The following is an 18,499-nucleotide window of genomic DNA, read 5'->3' on the forward strand; positions in this document are numbered from 1 at the left end:
TCCGCTCGGGCGGCCACAATGCATCCCTCAATCGTTCGAGGCCTGAAGCCGGAATCAGGGACGGCGGCTCCAGCGCAGCAGTCGCGGCAGCACCAGGATCAGGGCCACCAGGATCAGCAGGCCCAGCGACATCGGCCGCTCCCAGAACACGCTCCAGCTGCCGCCGCCGATCGACACCGCATTGCGCATCTGCGCCTCGGCCAGCGGGCCCAGAATCATGCCCACCACCACCGGCGCGGTCGGGAAATCGAAGCGCCGCATCACCACGCCCAGCAGGCCGATGGCCAGCATCAGGTAGAGGTCGAACGCGCTCTGGCGCATGCCGTAGACGCCCACCGTCGCGAAGATCAGGATGCCGGCATAGAGCTGGGGCTTGGGAATCTTCAGCAGCTTCACCCACAGCCCCACCATCGGCAGGTTCAGCACCAGCAGCATCACATTGCCGATGTAGAGCGAGGCGATCAGGGCCCAGACCAGGGTGGACGAGGTCTGGAACAGCTGCGGGCCGGCCTGGATGCCGTAGTTCTGCAGCGCCGACAACAGGATGGCGGCGGTCACCGAGGTCGGAATGCCCAGCGTCAGCAGCGGCACCAGGGTGGCGGTCACGGCCGAGTTGTTGGCCGCCTCGGGGCCGGCCACGCCTTCGATCGCGCCGCTCGTGCCGAACTCGTCCTTGTGCTTGGACAGCTTGCGCTCGGTCGCATAGCTCAGAAAGGTCGGGATCTCCGAGCCGCCGGCCGGGATGGTGCCGAAGGGAAAGCCGATGAAGGTGCCGCGCAGCCAGGCCGGCCAGGAGCGGCGCCATTCGCTGCGGGTCATATGCACCGAGCTCATCTTGTTGAGCTCCTGGGTGCTGCGGCCCTCGTAGAGCGCGTTATAGAGCGTCTCGCCGACCGCGAACAGACCCACTGCGACCAGCACCACCTCGATGCCATCCATGAACTCGGGAATGCCCATGGTGTAGCGCACCTGGGCGGTGATCTGGTCCAGCCCGATCAGGCCCATCGCCAGGCCGATGAAGAGCGCCGTCATGCCGCGCAAGGTGCTCTTGCCCAGCACCGCGCTGACGGTGGTGAAAGCCAAGAGCATCAGGCAGAAATACTCCGGCGGGCCGAGCTGCACGGCAAAGTCGGCCAGCACCGGCGCGAACAGCGTGACCAGCACGGTGGCGATGGTGCCCGCGACGAAGGAGCCGATCGCGGCGGTCGCCAGCGCCGCGCCGGCGCGGCCGCTCTTGGCCATCTTGAAGCCCTCCAGCGCCGTCACCATCGTGCCGGTTTCGCCAGGGGTGTTCAGCAGGATGGAGGTGGTCGAGCCGCCATACATCGCGCCGTAGTAGATGCCGGCGAAGAAGATCATCGAGGCCGTCGGCTCGACCTGCGAGGTGATCGGCAGCAGCATCGCCACCGTCACCGCCGGGCCCAGGCCCGGCAGCACGCCGATGGCCGTGCCTAGCGCGCAGCCGACAAAAGCCCACAGCAGATTGATCGGTGTGCCGGCGGTCGCAAAGCCGCCCAGCAGGTTGTTCCAGAGATCGAGCATGGTCTTGTCCTCAGAGCCAGCCGCTGGCCGTCAGGCCAGGCAGATTGATGGCCAGCAGCTTGGTGAAGAGCCAGAACACCGGTGCAGCGATCAGCACGCCGGTCACCCCATCGACCAGAACCTGGCGCGCACCGCCGCCGGCCCTGCCCTCGGACATGCGCATGCCGCGCACCGCCAGCATGAAGCACAGCGTGCAGGCGAGGATGAAGCCCAGGGTGGTGATCAGGCTGGCATTGGCGATCACACCGGCCACCACCCAGGCGGCCGCGCGCCAGTCGCCACGCTCGGCGCCCGAGGGCTCGTCCATCTGGCGGTAGCCGCCACTTTGCGCTTCCCAGATCAGCCAGGCGCCGCAGATCAGCAGCACCACCGCGACCACCCAAGGCAAGGCGTTCGGGCCGACGCCCGCGTAGCCGGCGTCCGAGGAGATGAAGGTCGCGCCATAGGCCATCACGGCGCCGACCAGCAATGCGCCGGCGCCGACCAGGCTTTGATGCAGGGACTTGTGTTGGGCTGAGTCAGCCATCGGCCACTCCATGTAAAACGGGGGCCGGCCGCAGGCAGCCAGCCCCTCGCAGACAGCGGTCAGACCGCTCAGATCATGCCGGACTTGACCATGGTGGCGCGCAGGCTGGCGAACTCACGGTCGACGAAGTCCTCGAACTCCTTGCCGGCCATCACGGCAGGGGTCCAGCCGTTCTTCTCCAGCGCCTCGGCCCAGGCCTTGCTCTTGGTCGCCTTGATGACCATATCGGTCAGGGCCTTGCGCTGCTCGGGCGTGATGCCCGGAGGCGCATAGACGCCGCGCCAGTTGCCGATCTCGACGTTGTAGCCCATCTCCTTGAGCGTCGGGATGTCCAGGCCCTTGAGCCGGGTGGCCGAGGTCACCGCGATCGCGCGCATCTTGCCGCTTTCGATGTACTGCTGGAATTCGCTGTAACCGCTGCCACCCACCGTGACATTGCCGCCTAGGATGGCGGCCGTGGCTTCGCCGCCGCCACGGAAGGGCACGTAGTTGATCTTGGCCGCATCGACGCCGGCTTCGCGCGCCAGCATGGCCGCCGCGATGTGCTCGGTGGCGCCGCGCGAACCGCCGCCCCACTTGACGCTGGCCGGGTCCTTCTTCATCTGCTCGACCACGTCCTTCATGGTCTTCAGCGGCGAGCTGGCCGGCAGCACGAAGACGTTGTACTCGCTGGTCAGGCGCGCGATCGGCGTCGCCTGGGTCAGGCTGACCGGCGGCTTGCCGGTGATCAGGCCGCCCAGCATCACCGCACCCATCACCATCAGCGAGTTCGGATCGCCCTTGCTGGCGTTGACGAACTGGGCCAGGCCGATGGCGCCGGCCGCGCCGCCCTTGTTCTCGAAGGTGACCGAGGAGGCCACGCCGGCGTCCTGCAAGGCCTTGCCCAGCGCGCGGCCGGTGCTGTCCCAGCCGCCACCCGGGTTGGCCGGCACCATGATCTTCAGATTGGCAGCAGCGCGGGCCGACAGCGGCAGCGCGCCGGCGGCGGCCAGGGCGGCCAGGGACTTCAGAAAGACGTCACGACGCATGGTTTTGTCTCCTATTGTGGTTTGAGTGAACAGTAGCGATCCTCGCTGTCAAGGCTGTCAGTCCGCTGTCGCGGGACCTAGGGAAAATGCTAGGCTCGCGCCCCATGAAACTGCTTCTGGTAGAGGACGACCCGGCAATGCAGCTGAGCCTGACGCGCAGCTTCGAGCGCCGCGGCCTGCAGGTGCAGGCGGTCGGCGACGGGCTCAAGGCGCTGGAACGCTGGGCGCAGTGGCGGCCCGATGTCGTGGTGCTGGACCTCAGCCTGCCTGGGCTGGACGGACTGGACGTGCTGGCCCGCGCGCGCGCCGACAGCCTGAAGACGCCGGTGCTGATCCTGACTGCCCGCGGCACGGTCGGCGACCGCATCTTGGGCCTGAATGTCGGCGCCGACGACTACCTGCCCAAGCCTTTCGACCTGGACGAGCTGATGGCCCGCATCCAGGCCCTGGGCCGGCGCAGCGGGGTCAGCCCGGCGCCGCAGCGCCAGACCGCCTTCTGCGGCATGCAGCTGGACGGGGACAGCGGCGCGGTCTATTTCGAGGACCAGGTGCTGGAGCTGACGCCACGCGAGAGCGCGCTGCTGCGCGCGCTGCTGGCGCGGCCGGGCCATGCGATCGCCAAAGAGCGGCTGTTCGAGCTGGTCTTCCCGGGTGAGCTGGACGTGCAGCTGGAGGCCATCGAGGTGGTGGCCTACCGGCTGCGCAAGCGCATCGCCCATACCGGCGCGCAGCTGGTGACGCTGCGCGGCCTGGGCTATCTGCTGAAGGCCGGCGCATGAGGCGGCCCCACCGGCCCTCCTCGCTGCGGCGGCGTCTGACCCTGGGCATTTTGCTGCCGGTGGTCGCGCTGATCGCCTTCAACAGCTGGAGCCTCTACCAGCAGGCCTTGCGCGCCGCCGACACCGCCTACGACCGCACCCTGCTGGCCTCGGCCAAATCGATCGGCGAGCTGCTGGAAGTCACCTCGGATGGCAGCCGCGCCCAGCTGCGTGCCACCGTGCTTTATTCGGCGTTGGAGCCCTTCGAGGCCGACAACCGCAGCCGCATCTTCTACCGCGTCAGCGGCTTCGACGGCGAGATGGTGTCCGGCTTCGAGGACCTGCCGGCCTGGCACGGCAAGCTGCCGGCCAAGAGCCCTTACGCCGCGCTCGTCTCCTTCTACGACGACCACTACCGCGGCGAGCCGATCCGCGTCGCGGTGCTGCTGCAGCCGGTGGCCGGCATCGCCGGCCAGGGCATGGCGACCATCCAGGTGGCCGAGACGCTGGAGCTGCGCCACACCCTGGCCCAGCAGATCCTGACCGAGACCCTGTGGCGCCAGGCCCTGCTGGTGCTGGTGATCGTGATCGTCGTCGTGCTGGTGGTGCAGCGCGCCACGCTGCCGGTGCGCCGGCTCTCGGCCCAGCTGCGCGAGCGCACCGAGGGTGATCTGTCGCCGGTCGATGCGCCCGACGCGCCGCGTGAGTGGCAGCCGCTGGTCGATGCGACCAACCAGGTGGTGGCGCGGCTGAAGGCCTTGCTGGAGCACCAGAAGCGCTTTGTGCGCGACGCCTCGCACCAGCTGAAGACCCCGCTGGCGGTGCTGAAGACCCAGGTGCAGAGCGCCCGCCAGGGCGATGTCGAGCCGCTGCAGGCGCTGGCCGAGATCGACACCACGGTGGCGCGCGCCACCCAGGTGGCCAACCAGCTGCTGGCGCTGGCCAAGCTCGAGCAGCTGCGCCACCAGGTCGAGGCCATGCCGGTGCAGGACTGGGCCGAGGTGACGCGGGCGGTGGCGCTGGATGTGGCGCCGCTGATCGCCGAGCAGCAGCTGGACTTCGATATCGAGACCCAGGCCGCGCCGATACGCAGCCATGAGTGGGCCCTGCGCGAGCTGACCCGCAACCTGATCCACAACGCCATCCACCACACGCCGGTCGGCGGGCGCCTGCATATCCGGCTGCTGGTCGACGCCCGGGTCGCGGTGCTGACGGTGGCCGATTCCGGCCCCGGTCTGAGCGCGGCCCAGCAGACCCAGCTCTTCCTGCCCTTCGCGGCCGGCGATCCGCGCAAGGGCTCGGGCCTGGGGCTGGCGATCTGCCATGAGATCGTGCAGTCGCTGGCCGGCAGCATCGAGCTGAACAACCGGCTCGATGGGCAGGAAGTCAGCGGCCTGGACGCCCGCGTGCGGCTGCCGCTGGCCGGCTGAGCGGCGCCGCGGCTGGATAAAATCGCACGATGAAACAACAGGAACAGGCCGCTGCCGGCCTGCGTTTGGACAAATGGCTGTGGGCGGCGCGCTTTTTCAAGACCCGCGCGCTGGCGGTCGAGGAGATCGGCAAGGGCCGGGTCCAGATCAATGGCCAGGCCGCCAAGGCCTCGCGCGAGCTGAAGCTGGGTGACCGCGTGCGGCTGCGCCAGGGCGTGGTCGAGCGCGAGGTCTGGGTGCGCGGGCTCAGCCACATCCGTGGCCCGGCGCCACAGGCCCAGGCCCTCTATGAAGAAACGCCGGAAAGCCTGCTGCTGCGCGAGCGCGCGGCCGAGGCGCGCCGGCTCGCGCCGGAGCCGGCCCAGACCATTGTCCAGGGCCGGCCGACCAAGCTGGACCGGCGCCGTCTGGCCGACTGGGACCGCTGGTCGGCCACGGCCGAGGACCCCGATCTGGACTGATTCGGGTTTCTCCGGGCATCCCGGCGACAATCCCCCTCTTGAAATCCAGGACAAAGCGCCCATTTGGGCGCGATTGCTTCTCTTGCCACCATGACTACCGACAACGCCCCCACCCCCCAAGAAGTCCCGGTCGAGCAGGCCGAGGCCCCCAGCCCCGAGGCCAAGCTGGCCGAACTGGAAGCCCGTCTGGCCGAGATGTCGGACGCCTATCTGCGCGCCAAGGCCGAGGTCGAGAACATCCGCCGCCGCTCGGAAGACGAGATGACCAAGGCGCGCAAGTTCGCCGTCGAAGGCTTTGCCGAAGCCATGCTGCCGGTGATGGACAGCAGGGAAGCGGCCATCGCGATGCCCGCGGCCAAGGTCGAGACCGTGCTCGAAGGCGTGCACGCCACCCGCCGCCAGCTGGCCGCCGCGCTGGAACGCAACAAGGTCATCGAGATCAACCCGGCCCCCGGCAGCAAGTTCGACCCGCACCAGCACCAGGCCATCTCGATGGTGCCGGCCGAGCAGGAAGCCAACACGGTCGTGATGGTGCTGCAAAAAGGCTACTCGATTGCCGAGCGCGTGCTGCGCCCGGCGCTGATCACGGTCGCCGCGCCCAAGTAATTCACAGGCCGCTGCCCCTTGAAAAGCAGCGACTTATCCACATTTCATCTTCAGTCAACGCTCAGCAGATCGCCATCGGCGGATTGAGCGGAAATCAAGCAATTTCAGGAGTCACACATGGGAAAGATCATCGGTATTGACCTGGGCACCACGAACTCGTGCGTCTCGGTCATGGAAGGCAACACGACGCGTGTGATCGAGAACGCCGAAGGCGCTCGCACCACGCCGTCCATCATTGCCTACCAGGAAGATGGCGAGATCCTGGTCGGCGCCTCGGCCAAGCGCCAGGCCGTCACCAACCCGAAGAACACCATCTACGCGGTGAAGCGACTGATCGGCCGCAAGTTCACCGAGAAGGAAGTGCAGAAGGACATCGACCTGATGCCCTACACCATCGCGGCCGCCGACAACGGCGACGCCTGGGTCGAGGTGCGCGGCAAGAAGCTGGCGCCGCCCCAGGTCTCGGCCGAGATCCTGCGCAAGATGAAGAAGACCGCCGAGGACTATCTTGGCGAGGAAGTGACCGAGGCCGTGATCACGGTGCCGGCCTACTTCAACGACGCCCAGCGCCAGGCCACCAAGGACGCCGGCCGCATCGCCGGTCTGGACGTCAAGCGCATCATCAACGAGCCCACCGCTGCGGCCCTGGCCTTCGGCCTGGACAAGCATGGCAAGGGCGACCGCAAGATCGCCGTCTATGACCTGGGCGGTGGCACCTTCGACGTGTCCATCATCGAGATCGCCGATGTCGACGGCGAGATGCAGTTCGAAGTGCTGTCCACCAACGGCGACACCTTCCTGGGCGGCGAAGACTTCGACCAGCGCATCATCGACTACATCGTCACCGAGTTCAAAAAGGAACAGGGCGTCGATCTGACCAAGGACGTGCTGGCCCTGCAGCGCCTGAAGGAAGCCGCCGAGAAGGCCAAGATCGAGCTGTCGAACTCCTCGCAGACCGATGTCAACCTGCCCTACATCACGGCCGACGCGTCGGGCCCGAAGCACCTGAACATCAAGCTGACCCGCGCCAAGCTGGAGTCGCTGGTGGAAGAGCTGATCGAGCGCACCATCGCCCCCTGCCGCACCGCGATCAAGGACGCCGGCGTGGCCGTGTCCGCGATCGACGATGTGATCTTGGTCGGTGGCATGACCCGCATGCCCAAGGTGCAGGAGAAGGTCAAGGAGTTCTTCGGCAAGGAGCCGCGCAAGGACGTCAACCCCGATGAGGCCGTGGCCGTCGGTGCCGCGATCCAGGGCCAGGTGCTGGGCGGCGAGCGCAAGGACGTGCTGCTGCTGGACGTGACGCCGCTGAGCCTGGGCATCGAGACCCTGGGCGGCGTGATGACCAAGATGATCGCGAAGAACACGACCATCCCGACCAAGTTCAGCCAGACCTTCTCGACCGCCGACGACAACCAGCCGGCCGTGACCATCAAGGTGTTCCAGGGCGAGCGCGAGCTGGCCTCGGGCAACAAGAGCCTGGGCGAGTTCAATCTGGAAGGCATTCCGCCGGCACCGCGCGGCACGCCGCAGATCGAAGTCAGCTTCGACATCGACGCCAACGGCATCCTGCATGTCGGCGCCAAGGACAAGGGCACCGGCAAGGAAAACAAGATCACCATCAAGGCGAACTCGGGCCTGTCGGAAGCCGAGATCGAAAAGATGGTCAAGGACGCCGAGGCCAACGCGGTCGAGGACAAGAAGAAGGTCGAACTGGTGCAGGCCAAGAACCAGGCCGATGGCATGGTGCACAGCGTGCAGAAGTCGCTGGCCGAGCATGGCGACAAGCTCGACGCCGCCGACAAGGAGAAGATCGAGGCTGCGATCAAGGACGTTGAAGAAGCCATCAAGGGCGACGACAAGGCCGCGATCGAAGCCAAGACCGAGACCCTGATGACGGCCAGCCAGAAGCTCGGCGAAAAGATGTACGCCGATGCCCAGGGCGCCGAAGCGGCGGCCGCTGCCGCCACCGGTGCGGCCGAGCAGCCGCAAGCGGCTTCGGCCAAGCCGGCGGCTGACGACAATGTGGTCGACGCCGAGTTCAAGGAAGTCAAGGACAGCAAGTAAGTCCAGCAGGGTGCGCCGGACCAGGGTCCGGCGCTGTCGCCGCGCCGCAGCCTCAAAAGCGCGTCGCGGCGCTGTTGTTTAAGCAATGTGATTTTTGGCTCGGAACCCGCCCATGGCAAAGCGCGACTATTACGAAATCCTCGGTGTGGCCAAGACCGCCACCGAGGACGAGATCAAGAAGGCCTACCGCAAGCTGGCCATGAAGCACCACCCCGACCGCAATCAGGGCGAGGGTGCGAAGAAGGCCGAGGAGCAGTTCAAGGAGGCCAAGGAAGCCTACGAGATGCTGTCGGACGCGCAAAAGCGCGCGGCCTATGACCAGTACGGCCATGCCGGCGTCGACCCCAACCGCGGCGGCGGCCCCGGTGCGGAAGGCTTTGGCGGCTTCGCCGAGGCCTTCGGCGACATCTTCGGCGACATCTTCGGCGGCCAGCAGGGCGGCGGCCGGCGTGCGGGCGGCGGCCAGCAGGTCTATCGCGGCAGCGATCTGTCCTACGCGATGGAGATCACGCTGGAAGAGGCCGCGCGCGGCAAGGAAACCCAGATCCGCATCCCTAGCTGGGAAGGCTGCGAGACCTGCAGCGGCTCCGGTGCCAAGCCCGGCACCAGCGCCAAGAGCTGCGGCTCCTGCAATGGCTCGGGCACGGTGCATATGCGCCAGGGCTTCTTCAGCATCCAGCAGACCTGCCCGCATTGCCACGGCACCGGCAAGATCATTCCCGACCCCTGCACGGCCTGCAACGGCCAAGGCAAGGTCAAGAAGAGCAAGACGCTAGAGGTCAAGATCCCGGCCGGCATCAACGAGGGCATGCGCATCCGCTCGGCCGGCAATGGCGAGCCGGGCGTCAATGGCGGGCCGGCCGGCGATCTCTATATCGAGATCCGCATCAAGCAGCACGAGATCTTCGAGCGTGACGGCGACGATCTGCATTGCACGATGCCGGTGGCGATCACGACGGCGGCGCTGGGCGGCAGCATCGAGGTGCCGACCCTGGGCGGTAAGGCCGAGATCGAGCTGCCCGAGGGCACGCAACATGGCAAGACCTTCCGCCTGCGCGGCAAGGGCATCAAGGGTGTGCGCTCCAGCTACCCGGGCGATCTGTACTGCCACATCAGCCTGGAGACACCGGTCAAGCTGACCGAGCACCAGCGCAAGCTGCTCAAGGAGCTGGACAAGAGCCTGCGCGACGGCGGTGAGCGCCACTCGCCCAATGCCAAGAGCTGGACCGATAGGGTCAAGGACCTGTTCAAGTAATCAGAACAGCGTCTGCTGGGCCTGGCCGTCGTCGGGCGGCCGGAACTGGCTCAGGTCCACGACGCGGCGCTCGCGCCCCAGGCCCAGGCGCTCGCAGGCCTTGCGCAGGCGCTGCTGCATCAGCTGGGCCCACAGGCCTTCGCCGGTCATGCGGGTACCGAAGCGGGCGTCGTTGTCGCGTCCGCCGCGCATATCGTGCAGCCGCGCCATCACCCGCGCGGCGCGCTCCGGGTAATGGCGCTGCAGCCATTCCTGGAACAGCGGATTAACCTCCCAGGGCAGGCGCAGCGGGATGCTGAAGGCGCTGCTCGCGCCAGCCTCGGCGGCGGCCTCCAGAATGCGTTCCAGCTCCGGTTCATTCAGAAAAGGGATCAGCGGCGAGACGCTGACCCCGACCGGCACGCCCGCCTCGGCCAGGGCCTTGATCGTGCGCAAGCGCCGCTGCGGCGCGGCGGCACGCGGCTCCATCAGCCGCGCCAGCTGGGGGTCCAGGGTGGTGATCGACAGATAGACCGAGGCCAGACCGCGCGCCGCATGCGGCGCGATCAGGTCCAGATCGCGCTCGACGCCCGATGACTTGGTGACCAGCGAAAACGGGTGGCGGCATTCGCTCAGCAGCGCGATCAGGCCGCGCGTCAGGCCCAGTCGCCGCTCCACCGGCTGGTAGGCGTCGGTGGCCGTGCCCAGCACCAGGGACAGCGGCCGGTAGCCCGGCTTGCTTAGCTCGGCGCGCAGGCGCTCCACCGCATTGACCTTGGCGATGATCTTGGTCTCGAAGTCCAGACCCGGCGAGAGGTTCAGATAGCTGTGGGTCGGCCGCGCAAAACAGTAGATGCAGCCGTGCTCACAGCCCCGGTAGGGATTGATCGATCGATCGAAGCTGATGTCGGGTGACTGGTTGCTGGAGATGATGCTGCGCGCGCGCTCCTCGATGATCTCGGTCTGCGGCGCCAGATGCTCCTCTTCGGCGCACTGGTCCAGCGTGCCCCAGCCATCATCGAAGACCTCGCGCTCGGCGCGCTCGAAACGGTGGGCGATCTGCCAGGCGCTGCCCCGCCCCTTCTGGACGGTGGCTTGACTCGGGGCGGGCTGCTTGATTGGCATACTGTTAATTTATACAGTATTCCGCCACTTGTCGAGCGCTCGCTCAGTACTCGTCGCCGCCGGGGCTCACATAGCCGGGTGCCAGGTTCTCGAACTTGGTGTGCTGGCGCGCAAAGGCCAGCTTGACCGTGCCGACCGGGCCGTTACGCTGCTTGGCGATGATGATCTCCGCGACGCCGGGCTCCTTGCATTCGTCCTTGGTGTAGTACTCGTCGCGGTAGATGAACATGATGATGTCGGCATCCTGCTCGATGGCGCCGGACTCGCGCAGATCGGACATCATCGGCCGCTTGTCGGGCCGGGTTTCGACCGAGCGGTTCAGCTGCGAGAGCGCGATCACCGGGCACTTCAGCTCCTTGGCTAGCGCCTTCAGGCCGCGCGAGATCTCGCCGATCACGGTGGCCCGGTTTTCCTCGTTGCCGCCGTTGCCGCTCATCAGCTGCAGATAGTCGATGATGATGAGGCCGAGCTGGCCGCTGATGCGGGCCTGGCGACGCGCGCGGGCGCGCACCTCGCTGGGCGACAGGCCGGGGCTTTCATCAATGTAGATGTGGGCCTTGCCGAGCTTGTCGACCGCCTCGGACAGCCGGCCCCATTCGTCGTCGGCCAGCCGGCCCAGGCGCAGGCGGCTTTGGTCGATGCGACCGACCGAGCCCACCATACGCAGCGCCAGCTGGGCCGCGCCCATTTCCATCGAGTAGATGACGACCGGCAGGCCTTCGTTGATCGCGACGTTCTCGCCGATATTGACCACGAAGGCGGTCTTGCCCATCGAGGGGCGCGCGGCCAGGATGATCAGGTCGCCGGGCTGCAGGCCGGCGGTCATATTGTCGAGGTCGTAGAAACCGGTGCGTACGCCGGTCACGTCCTCGGCGCCGTTCTCGGCCAGCTCGTTGACACGGTCGATCAAGGCAACGACCAGGTTGTCCATGCTCTGGAAGCCCTGGCCGCTGCGATTGCCTTCCTCGTTGATGCGGAAGATCTTGCCTTCGGCCTCGTCGACGATGTCCTTGACCGCCCGCCCCTGCGGATTGAGCGCCGCGCTGGCGATCTCGTCGCTGGCGCTGACCAGCTTGCGCAGCACCGCGCGCTCGCGCACGATTTCGGCATAGCGGCGCAGATTGCCGGCGCTCGGCACGCTTTGCGCCAGATCGTTCAGATAAGCCAGGCCGCCGCAGTCCTGGGCCTTGCCCAGCGAGGTCAGCTCCTCGAACACCGTCACGACGTCGGCCGGCTTGCCGGCATTGATCAGCTTGCCGATGGCGGCATAGATCTGCTTGTGCTCGTAGCGGTAGAAGTCGGCGTCGGTCAGCATATCGCCGGCGCGGTCCCAGGCCGTGTTGTCGATCAGCAGCCCCCCGAGCACGCTTTGCTCGGCTTCGACCGAGTGCGGCGGCACGCGCAGGCGGGCCACTTCGTCATCGTGACCGCTGGGAGTAGGAGCAGAGGAGAAGATCGCAGACATGGCGGTTTCAGGGCTCTGTGGATAAAGCTGTGCAAAAGCGCTGAATAGCGGATGAACAACTCATCCGCCCAGAAGGCAAAAAGCCGATGACTGACCAGTCATCGGCTTTCTCGATCAAAACAGCCTGATCGGCTGTTGACCATTAGGGCTTGGCCTGATTACTCGGCTTCGGCAACCACTTGCACGGTCACTTCCGACACCACATCGGTGTGCGGAGCGACGCTGACGGCGAACTCGCCGACGGCCTTCAGCGGGCCCAGCGGCAGACGGATCTGCGACTTGCTCACGGCGAAGCCCAGCTTGTTCAGTGCATCGGCGATGTCGGCATTGGTGACCGAGCCGAACAGACGGCCGTCCACGCCAGCCTTCTGGCTGATGCGCACGGTCTTGCCGTTCATGCTGTCGCCCAGGGCTTGGGCGGCGGCCAGCTTCTCGGCGGCGGCCTTTTCCAGTTCGGCGCGCTTGGCTTCGAATTCCTTGATCGCGGCGGCCGTGGCACGGCGTGCCTGGCGAGTCGGGATCAGGAAGTTGCGGGCGTAGCCGTCCTTGACCTTGACGACGTCGCCGAGGCTGCCGAGGTTCGCGACCTTTTCAAGCAGGATGATTTGCATGTTGGGTGTCTCCTCAGACCTTGTGCTGGTCGCTGTACGGCAGCATGGCCAGGAAGCGCGCGCGCTTGATGGCAACCGTCAGCTGACGCTGGAAGAAAGCGCGCGTGCCGGTCAGACGAGCGGGCGTGATCTTGCCGTTTTCGCCGACAAAGTCGCGCAGGGTGTCGATGTCCTTGTAGTCGATCTGCTCGACACCGGTGACGGTGAAGCGGCAGAAACGCTTGCGGCGGAACAACAGCGATTGTTGGTTGCGCTTGGGCTTCTTGTCTTTGGAGAAGCGACCTTTACCACGTGGCGGGGGCATATTAGACCTCTTTCAATTCAATCCGGATTCGAACAATGTGGCGTGGGACTTGGCGTCAGGGCGGTGATGTGGAAGATCGTTCCACGACCGTTGCGCATGGCGCTGAGGAAACCCGTGAACAGGGCATTGCCTCCGACACCAAGCGCCTGAATGCGCTTGCAGATCTCACCGATGGCCACCGCACGTATCTCCATCGAGACCTTGCGGGGCCTGCCTGCTTCCTGCACCTGGGATTCATGCTTCAAGCTGAAGTCCAGGGCCGTCTGGCCGGCCGGCGTGTATCTGATCAGTCCCAGCTCAAGCAGCTGCGCTTGCAAAACCAGTTGATTCACCGGCGTTTGCGCGGTGGGCGGCGCGAGCGTCACCCGCGCTTAGGCGTGGGCTTCTTGCTGAGGCGCCTTGCGGGCCTCTTCACGCTCGACCGACTTCATCATCACCGACGGGGTGGTCTCAGCCTTGGGCTTGACCACGGTCAGGTGACGCAGCACGGCGTCGTTGAAGCGGAAGCCGGTCTCGAGCTCAACCAAGGTTTCCTTGCTGCACTCGATGTTCAGGCACAGGTAATGGGCCTTGGCCAGCTTCTGGATCAGGTAGGCCAGTTGACGGCGGCCCCAATCTTCGACGCGATGCACAGCACCACCGCCAGCGGTGATCAGGCCCTTGTAGCGTTCCAGCATGGCCGGAACTTGTTCGCTTTGATCCGGATGGATCAGCAGAACGATCTCGTAATGACGCATAGATACTCCTTGTGGATTCCAGACCGCTGGGCTCTCGTGAACCCATCCGGCCTGAGGAAGCCGCCCCACAGCGTCAGCAATCGTGGGTACGGCAAGGGGGAAAGCCCGCGAGTATAACGCGAACTGCGATGCGGCCGCAATGCGCCATGGGCCAGAGACCTTGAAGCCCTCTTTCTCGACCGCTCAGGGTGGCATGCGCACCGCATCGACAAACTCCTGCTGGGCGCGGCGCGGCGCCGGGCTCAGCAGGCTGACGATGACGATGGCCGCCGCGCCGGCCGGCACGCCGAACACGCCGGCCGAGATCGGCTGTATGCCCCACCACAGCTCGGGCACGCCGGGCAGCTTCAGCGCCGCATGCAGCCAGGGATGGGCGGTGATCATGTAGTAGGCCGTCACTCCCAGGCCCACCAGCATGCCGGCCATCGCGCCCCAGCGGTTGGCGCGCTTCCAGAACACGCCCAGCACCAGGGCCGGCACAAAGGCGGCGCCGGCAAAGGAAAACGCCGCCGACACCAGCAGCAGGATGTCGGCCGGCTTTTGCGCCGCCACCGCCGCCGCGGCCAGCGCCGTCAGCAGCAGCAAGGTCTTGGAGATCATCACCCGCTGGGTCGCCGAGGCACGGGGGTTGATGATGCGGTGGTAGACGTCATGCGCCAGTGCGCTCGAGATCGTCAGCAGCAGGCCGTCGGCGGTGGACAGCGCGGCGGCCAGCCCGCCGGCCGCCACCATGCCCGAGACGACATAGGGCAGCCCGGCCAGCTCGGGCGTCACCAGCATCACGATATCGCTGCCGATATACATTTCGCCGAGCTGCAGGATGCCGTCGCGATTGATGTCGCTGACCGACAGCAGGCCCGGGTCCACCTTGCCCCACTGCGCGATCCAGCCCGGCAACTGGTCGAACGGTGTGCCGACCAGGGTGTTGAAGACCTCGAACTTGACCATCACCGCCAGCGCCGGCGCCGTGAAGTACAGCAGGCCGATGAAGAGCAGCGACCAGCCGACCGACTCGCGCGCCTCGCGTACCGAGGGCGTGGTGTAGCAGCGGTTCAGGATGTGCGGCAGGCCGGCCGTGCCCACCATCAGACAGAACACCAGGGCCAGGAAGTTGCGGCGCGACTCATCGAAGAGCTGCACCTGCTGGGCATCGCCGGCCGGGTCGCCGGCGAAGGCCTGGGCATGCGGCGGCATGCCGGCCAGCGGCCTGGCGCGGGCCTCGTCGGCAGCCATCAGCCGCAGCCACAGCTCGCGCGCCTCGGCCGGCGTCTTGGGCAGGGCCGCCAGCCGCTTCTCGGCCGCCTGGATCTGCGCCAGCGGCGCATCCTCGGCCTTCAGGCGGGCGACATGGCGCAAGGCCTCGGCCCGCTCGCGCGCCAGCGCCGCCGGCACATCGCGCAGCTTGCGCTCATAGGCCTGCACCCGCTCGCGCAGCACCTGGATCACCTGCTGCTCGGCCGGATCGCTCACCAGCTCGCGCTCGCGCTCGCTGATCTTCTGCACCTGGTAGCCATAGACGGCCTGCGGCACCGGCACCCCGGTCTGCTTGACCGAGAGCCAGATCACCGGCACCAAGTAAGCAATGATCAGGATGATGTACTGCGCCACCTGGGTCCAGGTGACCGCCCGCATGCCGCCGAGAAACGAACACACCAGCACCCCGCCCAGGCCGACGAAAACGCCGATCTCGAAGGTCAGGCCCGAGAGCCGCGTCGTGATCAGGCCGATGCCATAGATCTGCGCGACCACATAGATGAAGGAGACACCGATCGCCGACAGCGCCGCGATCAGCCGCACCGCATTGCTGCCGTAGCGCTCGCCCAGAAAGTCGGGCACGGTGAACTGACCGAAGCGGCGCAGATAGGGCGCCAGGCACAGGGCCACCAGGCAGAAGCCGCCGGTCCAGCCCAGCACAAAGGCCAGGCCGCTGTAGCCGGACAGGTAGAGGGTGCCCGCCATGCCGATGAAGCTGGCCGCGCTCATCCAGTCGGCCCCGGTGGCCATGCCGTTGTAGAAGGCCGGCACGCGGCGGCCGGCCACGTAGTACTCGGTCGCGTCGGTGGTGCGGCTCAGCACGCCGATACCGGCGTAGACGCCGACGGTGGCGAACAGAAAGGAAAAGCCTATCCAGCTCTTGGACAGACCCAGCCGCTCCAGCAGGGCCAGCAGCAGCACGAACAGCACAAAGCCCAGCGTGTACCAGGCATAGATGCGGTTCAGCCGCGCCTTCAATCCTGTGGCGGGCGTGGCGGTGGCGGACGGGGCGGTGGGGATGCTCACGCGCGGGCTCTTGTTTTCAAGCCGGCATCATGCGGGCGCCCGCACGCCGCGGCTATAGCGGCGAACCCGGGGCGCGCACGCCCCTCGCCCGGACGGTCAGGACTTAGGAGTTCGCGCTGGCCAGGCGGCTGGCGCGCGGGCGGCTGGGCAACGCATGGCGCAGGATGCGCCAGATCACCTGGCCGAACTGCACGGGCAGCGAGCCGGTGTTGTAGTGCACGCCATAGCGCTTGCAGATATCGCGCACCACCGGCGCCATCTCGACATAGCGGTTGGCCGGCACATCGGGGAACAGATGGTGCTCGATCTGGTGGCTCAGATTGCCGGACAGGGTGTTCAGCACAAAACCACCCGCCAGGTTCGACGAGCCGCGGATCTGGCGCCAGTACCAGTGCGCGCGGGTCTCGTTCTTCAGCACGCCCTTCGGGAAGGTTTCGACATCGGTCGTGAAGTGGCCGCAGAAGATGATGGTGTAGGTCCAGATATTGCGCAGACCGTTGGCCACCAGATTGCCGCTGGCCACCACCAGAAAGCCCGGGCCGGCCAGCAGCGGGAAGATCAGATAGTCCTTGATCAGCTGGCGGCTCATCTTCTTGAGCACCGGCACGCCGGCGCGGCGCAGCTCGGCGCGTGCGGCCTTCTTGCGCTTGCCGAACAGCTGGCCCAGGCGCAGGTCCTGGATCGCGACGCCCCACTGGAACAGCGCGGCGAAGACCAGCGCATACAGCGGCTGGAACAGCGCGGCCGGGGTCCAGCGCTGCTCGGGGAACAGGCGCAGCACGCCGTAGCCGATGTCGTCGTCCAGGCCGTGGATATTGGTGTAGGTGTGGTGGCGGAAGTTGTGGGTCTTGCGCCAGTTGTCACTGGTGCCGATGATGTCCCACTCGAACTGCTTGCCCTTCAGGTGGGGGTCGCCCATCCAGTCGTACTGACCGTGAATGACGTTGTGGCCCAGCTCCATATTGTCCATGATCTTGGACAGTGCCAGGCTCAGCGTGCCCAGCACCCAGAAGCCGATCAGCCAGGGCGTCGGCAGGAAGGCACCGATCATCAGCAGCGCGCGGCCGGCGAATTCGGTCCAGCGCACGGCCTTGAAGATATTGCGGATATAGCGCGCATCGCGCTCGCCCAGATCGGCCACGGTCTTGGCGCGCAGGGCCTCGATCTCGGCGCCGAACTTCTCCAGTTCGTCGTTGGCGAGATTGCGGGTCAGGGATTTGCTCATCTTGTTCTCAAAGATCCAGGCTGATGTCGCTGCAGGCACGGCTCACGCACAGGCGCAAGGCACTGTTGGGCTCGTGATCGCGCTCACCGGTGTCGATGTTCTGGGCCAGGCCCTCGTGCTTGGTGCAGACGCAGCTGTGGCAGATGCCCATGCGGCAACCCGAGGGCGGTCGCACGCCCTGCGCTTCCAGGGCGCTCAGCAGGCTGTCGCCCGAGCTGATCGTCAGGCTGCGGCCGCTGCGGCGCAGCTGCAAGGTGACCTGATGGGCATTGTCGACATTGATCGGCGCGGCCGGCGAAAAGGCCTCGGCCTGAAAGCTCTGCACATGCGGGCGCAGCAGCTGGCGCGCCGTCTCGACAAAACCGCCGGGGCCGCAGCCCAGCACCTGCAGCGCGCCGAGCTGGGTCAGCGGGCCCAGCAGCGCCTCTAGCTGGGCATCACCGATGCGCGTGGCCGGCGTCGTCGGGTCCTGGGTCAGTTGCAGATGCAGTTTGAAGCGCGGCTCGCGGGCCGCCAGCGCTTGCAACTCTTCGGCAAAGCACAGCTGCTCGGCCGTCTGGGCCCAGTAGATCAGGGTCAGCGAGGCCGGCATGCCATCGGCAGCCAGCGCGCGGGTCAGCCCCATCAGCGGCGTGATGCCGCTGCCGGCGGCCAGGAACAGCCAGTCGCCCTGCGGCTTGGCCGGCAGCCCCATCTCGCCATAAGCCTGGTCCAGCGGCAGCACATCGCCGACCTGGACCTGCTCGCACAGATGCTTGGACAGCAGCCCACCCGCGACCCGTTTGACGGTGATCGCGATGCGGCCGTCACGGCGGGGGATGTCGGTCAGGCTGTAGCTGCGGGTCACCAGCCGGCCCTTGATCTCGGCACCGATATTCAGATGCTGGCCGGGCCTGAAACCGCGCCAGTGGCGATTCGGCTTGAGCACCAGCGTGACGGCGTCGGAGGACTCGTCACGCCGCTCGACCACGCGCGCCAGTGGCCGCTCCCAGGTCCAGGTGCGGTTCAGGTGGCCGAGCCAGAAGTCAAAGACAGCCGGGTCGACAAGGGGTTTGGCGAGGCGGCGGAGCAATCCGACGCGCGCTGGAGCAAGAGAAGAC

At 66.7% G+C, this 18,499-nt stretch carries 18 protein-coding genes; 6 read left to right on the plus strand and 12 right to left on the minus strand.

Features of this window, described 5'->3' with window-relative positions; translation table 11 throughout:
- Nucleotides 1–54: 54 nt before the first annotated feature.
- The 3 genes from PO768_RS07190 to PO768_RS07200 form a co-directional block, all read right to left on the minus strand.
- Complete coding sequence (locus PO768_RS07190) at nt 55–1,542, minus strand: tripartite tricarboxylate transporter permease (RefSeq protein ID WP_272645512.1); 1,488 nt, start codon at nt 1,540–1,542, stop codon at nt 55–57.
- 10 nt (nt 1,543–1,552) lie between these two features.
- Nucleotides 1,553–2,068 carry a tripartite tricarboxylate transporter TctB family protein gene (locus PO768_RS07195; RefSeq protein ID WP_272645513.1) on the minus strand — a complete coding sequence of 172 codons (516 nt, stop codon included), beginning with the start codon at nt 2,066–2,068 and terminating at the stop codon, nt 1,553–1,555.
- Nucleotides 2,069–2,136: 68 nt separating this feature from the next.
- A complete protein-coding gene (locus tag PO768_RS07200) occupies nt 2,137–3,096 on the minus strand; it encodes a Bug family tripartite tricarboxylate transporter substrate binding protein (RefSeq protein WP_137941797.1) in 960 nt (319 codons plus the stop codon).
- A 104-nt stretch (nt 3,097–3,200) separates the two neighbouring features.
- On the opposite strand from PO768_RS07200, the gene PO768_RS07205 reads away from it, so the two are divergent.
- From PO768_RS07205 to dnaJ, 6 genes are all read left to right on the plus strand, one after another.
- Entirely contained in the window at nt 3,201–3,875 is a 675-nt protein-coding gene (locus tag PO768_RS07205; protein WP_272645514.1) for a response regulator transcription factor, read from the plus strand.
- A complete protein-coding gene (locus PO768_RS07210; protein ID WP_272645515.1) occupies nt 3,872–5,284 on the plus strand; it encodes a sensor histidine kinase in 1,413 nt (470 codons plus the stop codon). Before PO768_RS07205 ends, PO768_RS07210 begins: the two co-directional genes overlap by 4 nt.
- A gap of 29 nt (nt 5,285–5,313) precedes the next feature.
- Nucleotides 5,314–5,745: an RNA-binding S4 domain-containing protein gene (locus PO768_RS07215; RefSeq protein WP_137941794.1), complete on the plus strand. Its 432-nt coding sequence runs from the start codon at nt 5,314–5,316 to the stop codon at nt 5,743–5,745.
- 90 nt (nt 5,746–5,835) lie between these two features.
- Nucleotides 5,836–6,351 carry a nucleotide exchange factor GrpE gene (gene grpE / locus PO768_RS07220; RefSeq protein WP_272645516.1) on the plus strand — a complete coding sequence of 172 codons (516 nt, stop codon included), beginning with the start codon at nt 5,836–5,838 and terminating at the stop codon, nt 6,349–6,351.
- A gap of 117 nt (nt 6,352–6,468) precedes the next feature.
- The gene (dnaK, locus tag PO768_RS07225) at nt 6,469–8,418 is read left to right on the plus strand and encodes a molecular chaperone DnaK (protein ID WP_137941792.1); all 1,950 of its coding nucleotides are present in this window, start codon (nt 6,469–6,471) and stop codon (nt 8,416–8,418) included.
- A gap of 112 nt (nt 8,419–8,530) precedes the next feature.
- Entirely contained in the window at nt 8,531–9,673 is a 1,143-nt protein-coding gene (gene dnaJ, locus PO768_RS07230; RefSeq protein ID WP_137941791.1) for a molecular chaperone DnaJ, read from the plus strand.
- Here the strand turns inward: dnaJ and PO768_RS07235 are convergent, their stop codons facing one another.
- From PO768_RS07235 to PO768_RS07275, 9 genes are all read right to left on the minus strand, one after another.
- A complete protein-coding gene (locus tag PO768_RS07235; RefSeq protein ID WP_272645517.1) occupies nt 9,674–10,777 on the minus strand; it encodes a PA0069 family radical SAM protein in 1,104 nt (367 codons plus the stop codon).
- A 43-nt stretch (nt 10,778–10,820) separates the two neighbouring features.
- Nucleotides 10,821–12,242 (minus strand): replicative DNA helicase, encoded by a 1,422-nt coding sequence (dnaB, locus tag PO768_RS07240; protein ID WP_262969532.1) that lies wholly within the window; start codon nt 12,240–12,242, stop codon nt 10,821–10,823.
- Nucleotides 12,243–12,400: 158 nt separating this feature from the next.
- Entirely contained in the window at nt 12,401–12,853 is a 453-nt protein-coding gene (gene rplI / locus PO768_RS07245; protein WP_272645518.1) for a 50S ribosomal protein L9, read from the minus strand.
- 13 nt (nt 12,854–12,866) lie between these two features.
- Nucleotides 12,867–13,157 (minus strand): 30S ribosomal protein S18, encoded by a 291-nt coding sequence (gene rpsR, locus PO768_RS07250; protein ID WP_137941787.1) that lies wholly within the window; start codon nt 13,155–13,157, stop codon nt 12,867–12,869.
- 17 nt (nt 13,158–13,174) lie between these two features.
- Nucleotides 13,175–13,489 carry a primosomal replication protein N gene (gene priB / locus PO768_RS07255; RefSeq protein WP_272645519.1) on the minus strand — a complete coding sequence of 105 codons (315 nt, stop codon included), beginning with the start codon at nt 13,487–13,489 and terminating at the stop codon, nt 13,175–13,177.
- Nucleotides 13,490–13,528: 39 nt separating this feature from the next.
- Nucleotides 13,529–13,894 (minus strand): 30S ribosomal protein S6, encoded by a 366-nt coding sequence (rpsF, locus tag PO768_RS07260; RefSeq protein WP_137941786.1) that lies wholly within the window; start codon nt 13,892–13,894, stop codon nt 13,529–13,531.
- Between the two features lie 183 nt (nt 13,895–14,077).
- Nucleotides 14,078–16,174: a sodium:solute symporter family protein gene (locus PO768_RS07265; RefSeq protein ID WP_272645520.1), complete on the minus strand. Its 2,097-nt coding sequence runs from the start codon at nt 16,172–16,174 to the stop codon at nt 14,078–14,080.
- A gap of 103 nt (nt 16,175–16,277) precedes the next feature.
- Nucleotides 16,278–17,399, minus strand: a complete 1,122-nt coding sequence (locus PO768_RS07270) for a fatty acid desaturase family protein (protein ID WP_137941784.1) — start codon at nt 17,397–17,399, stop codon at nt 16,278–16,280.
- A 7-nt stretch (nt 17,400–17,406) separates the two neighbouring features.
- Nucleotides 17,407–18,471, minus strand: coding sequence for a ferredoxin reductase (locus PO768_RS07275; protein ID WP_272645521.1), 1,065 nt, complete (start codon nt 18,469–18,471; stop codon nt 17,407–17,409).
- Nucleotides 18,472–18,499 lie beyond the last annotated feature (28 nt).

This window comes from Paucibacter sp. XJ19-41, assembly GCF_028462495.1.
GTDB lineage: Bacteria > Pseudomonadota > Gammaproteobacteria > Burkholderiales > Burkholderiaceae_C > Roseateles_E.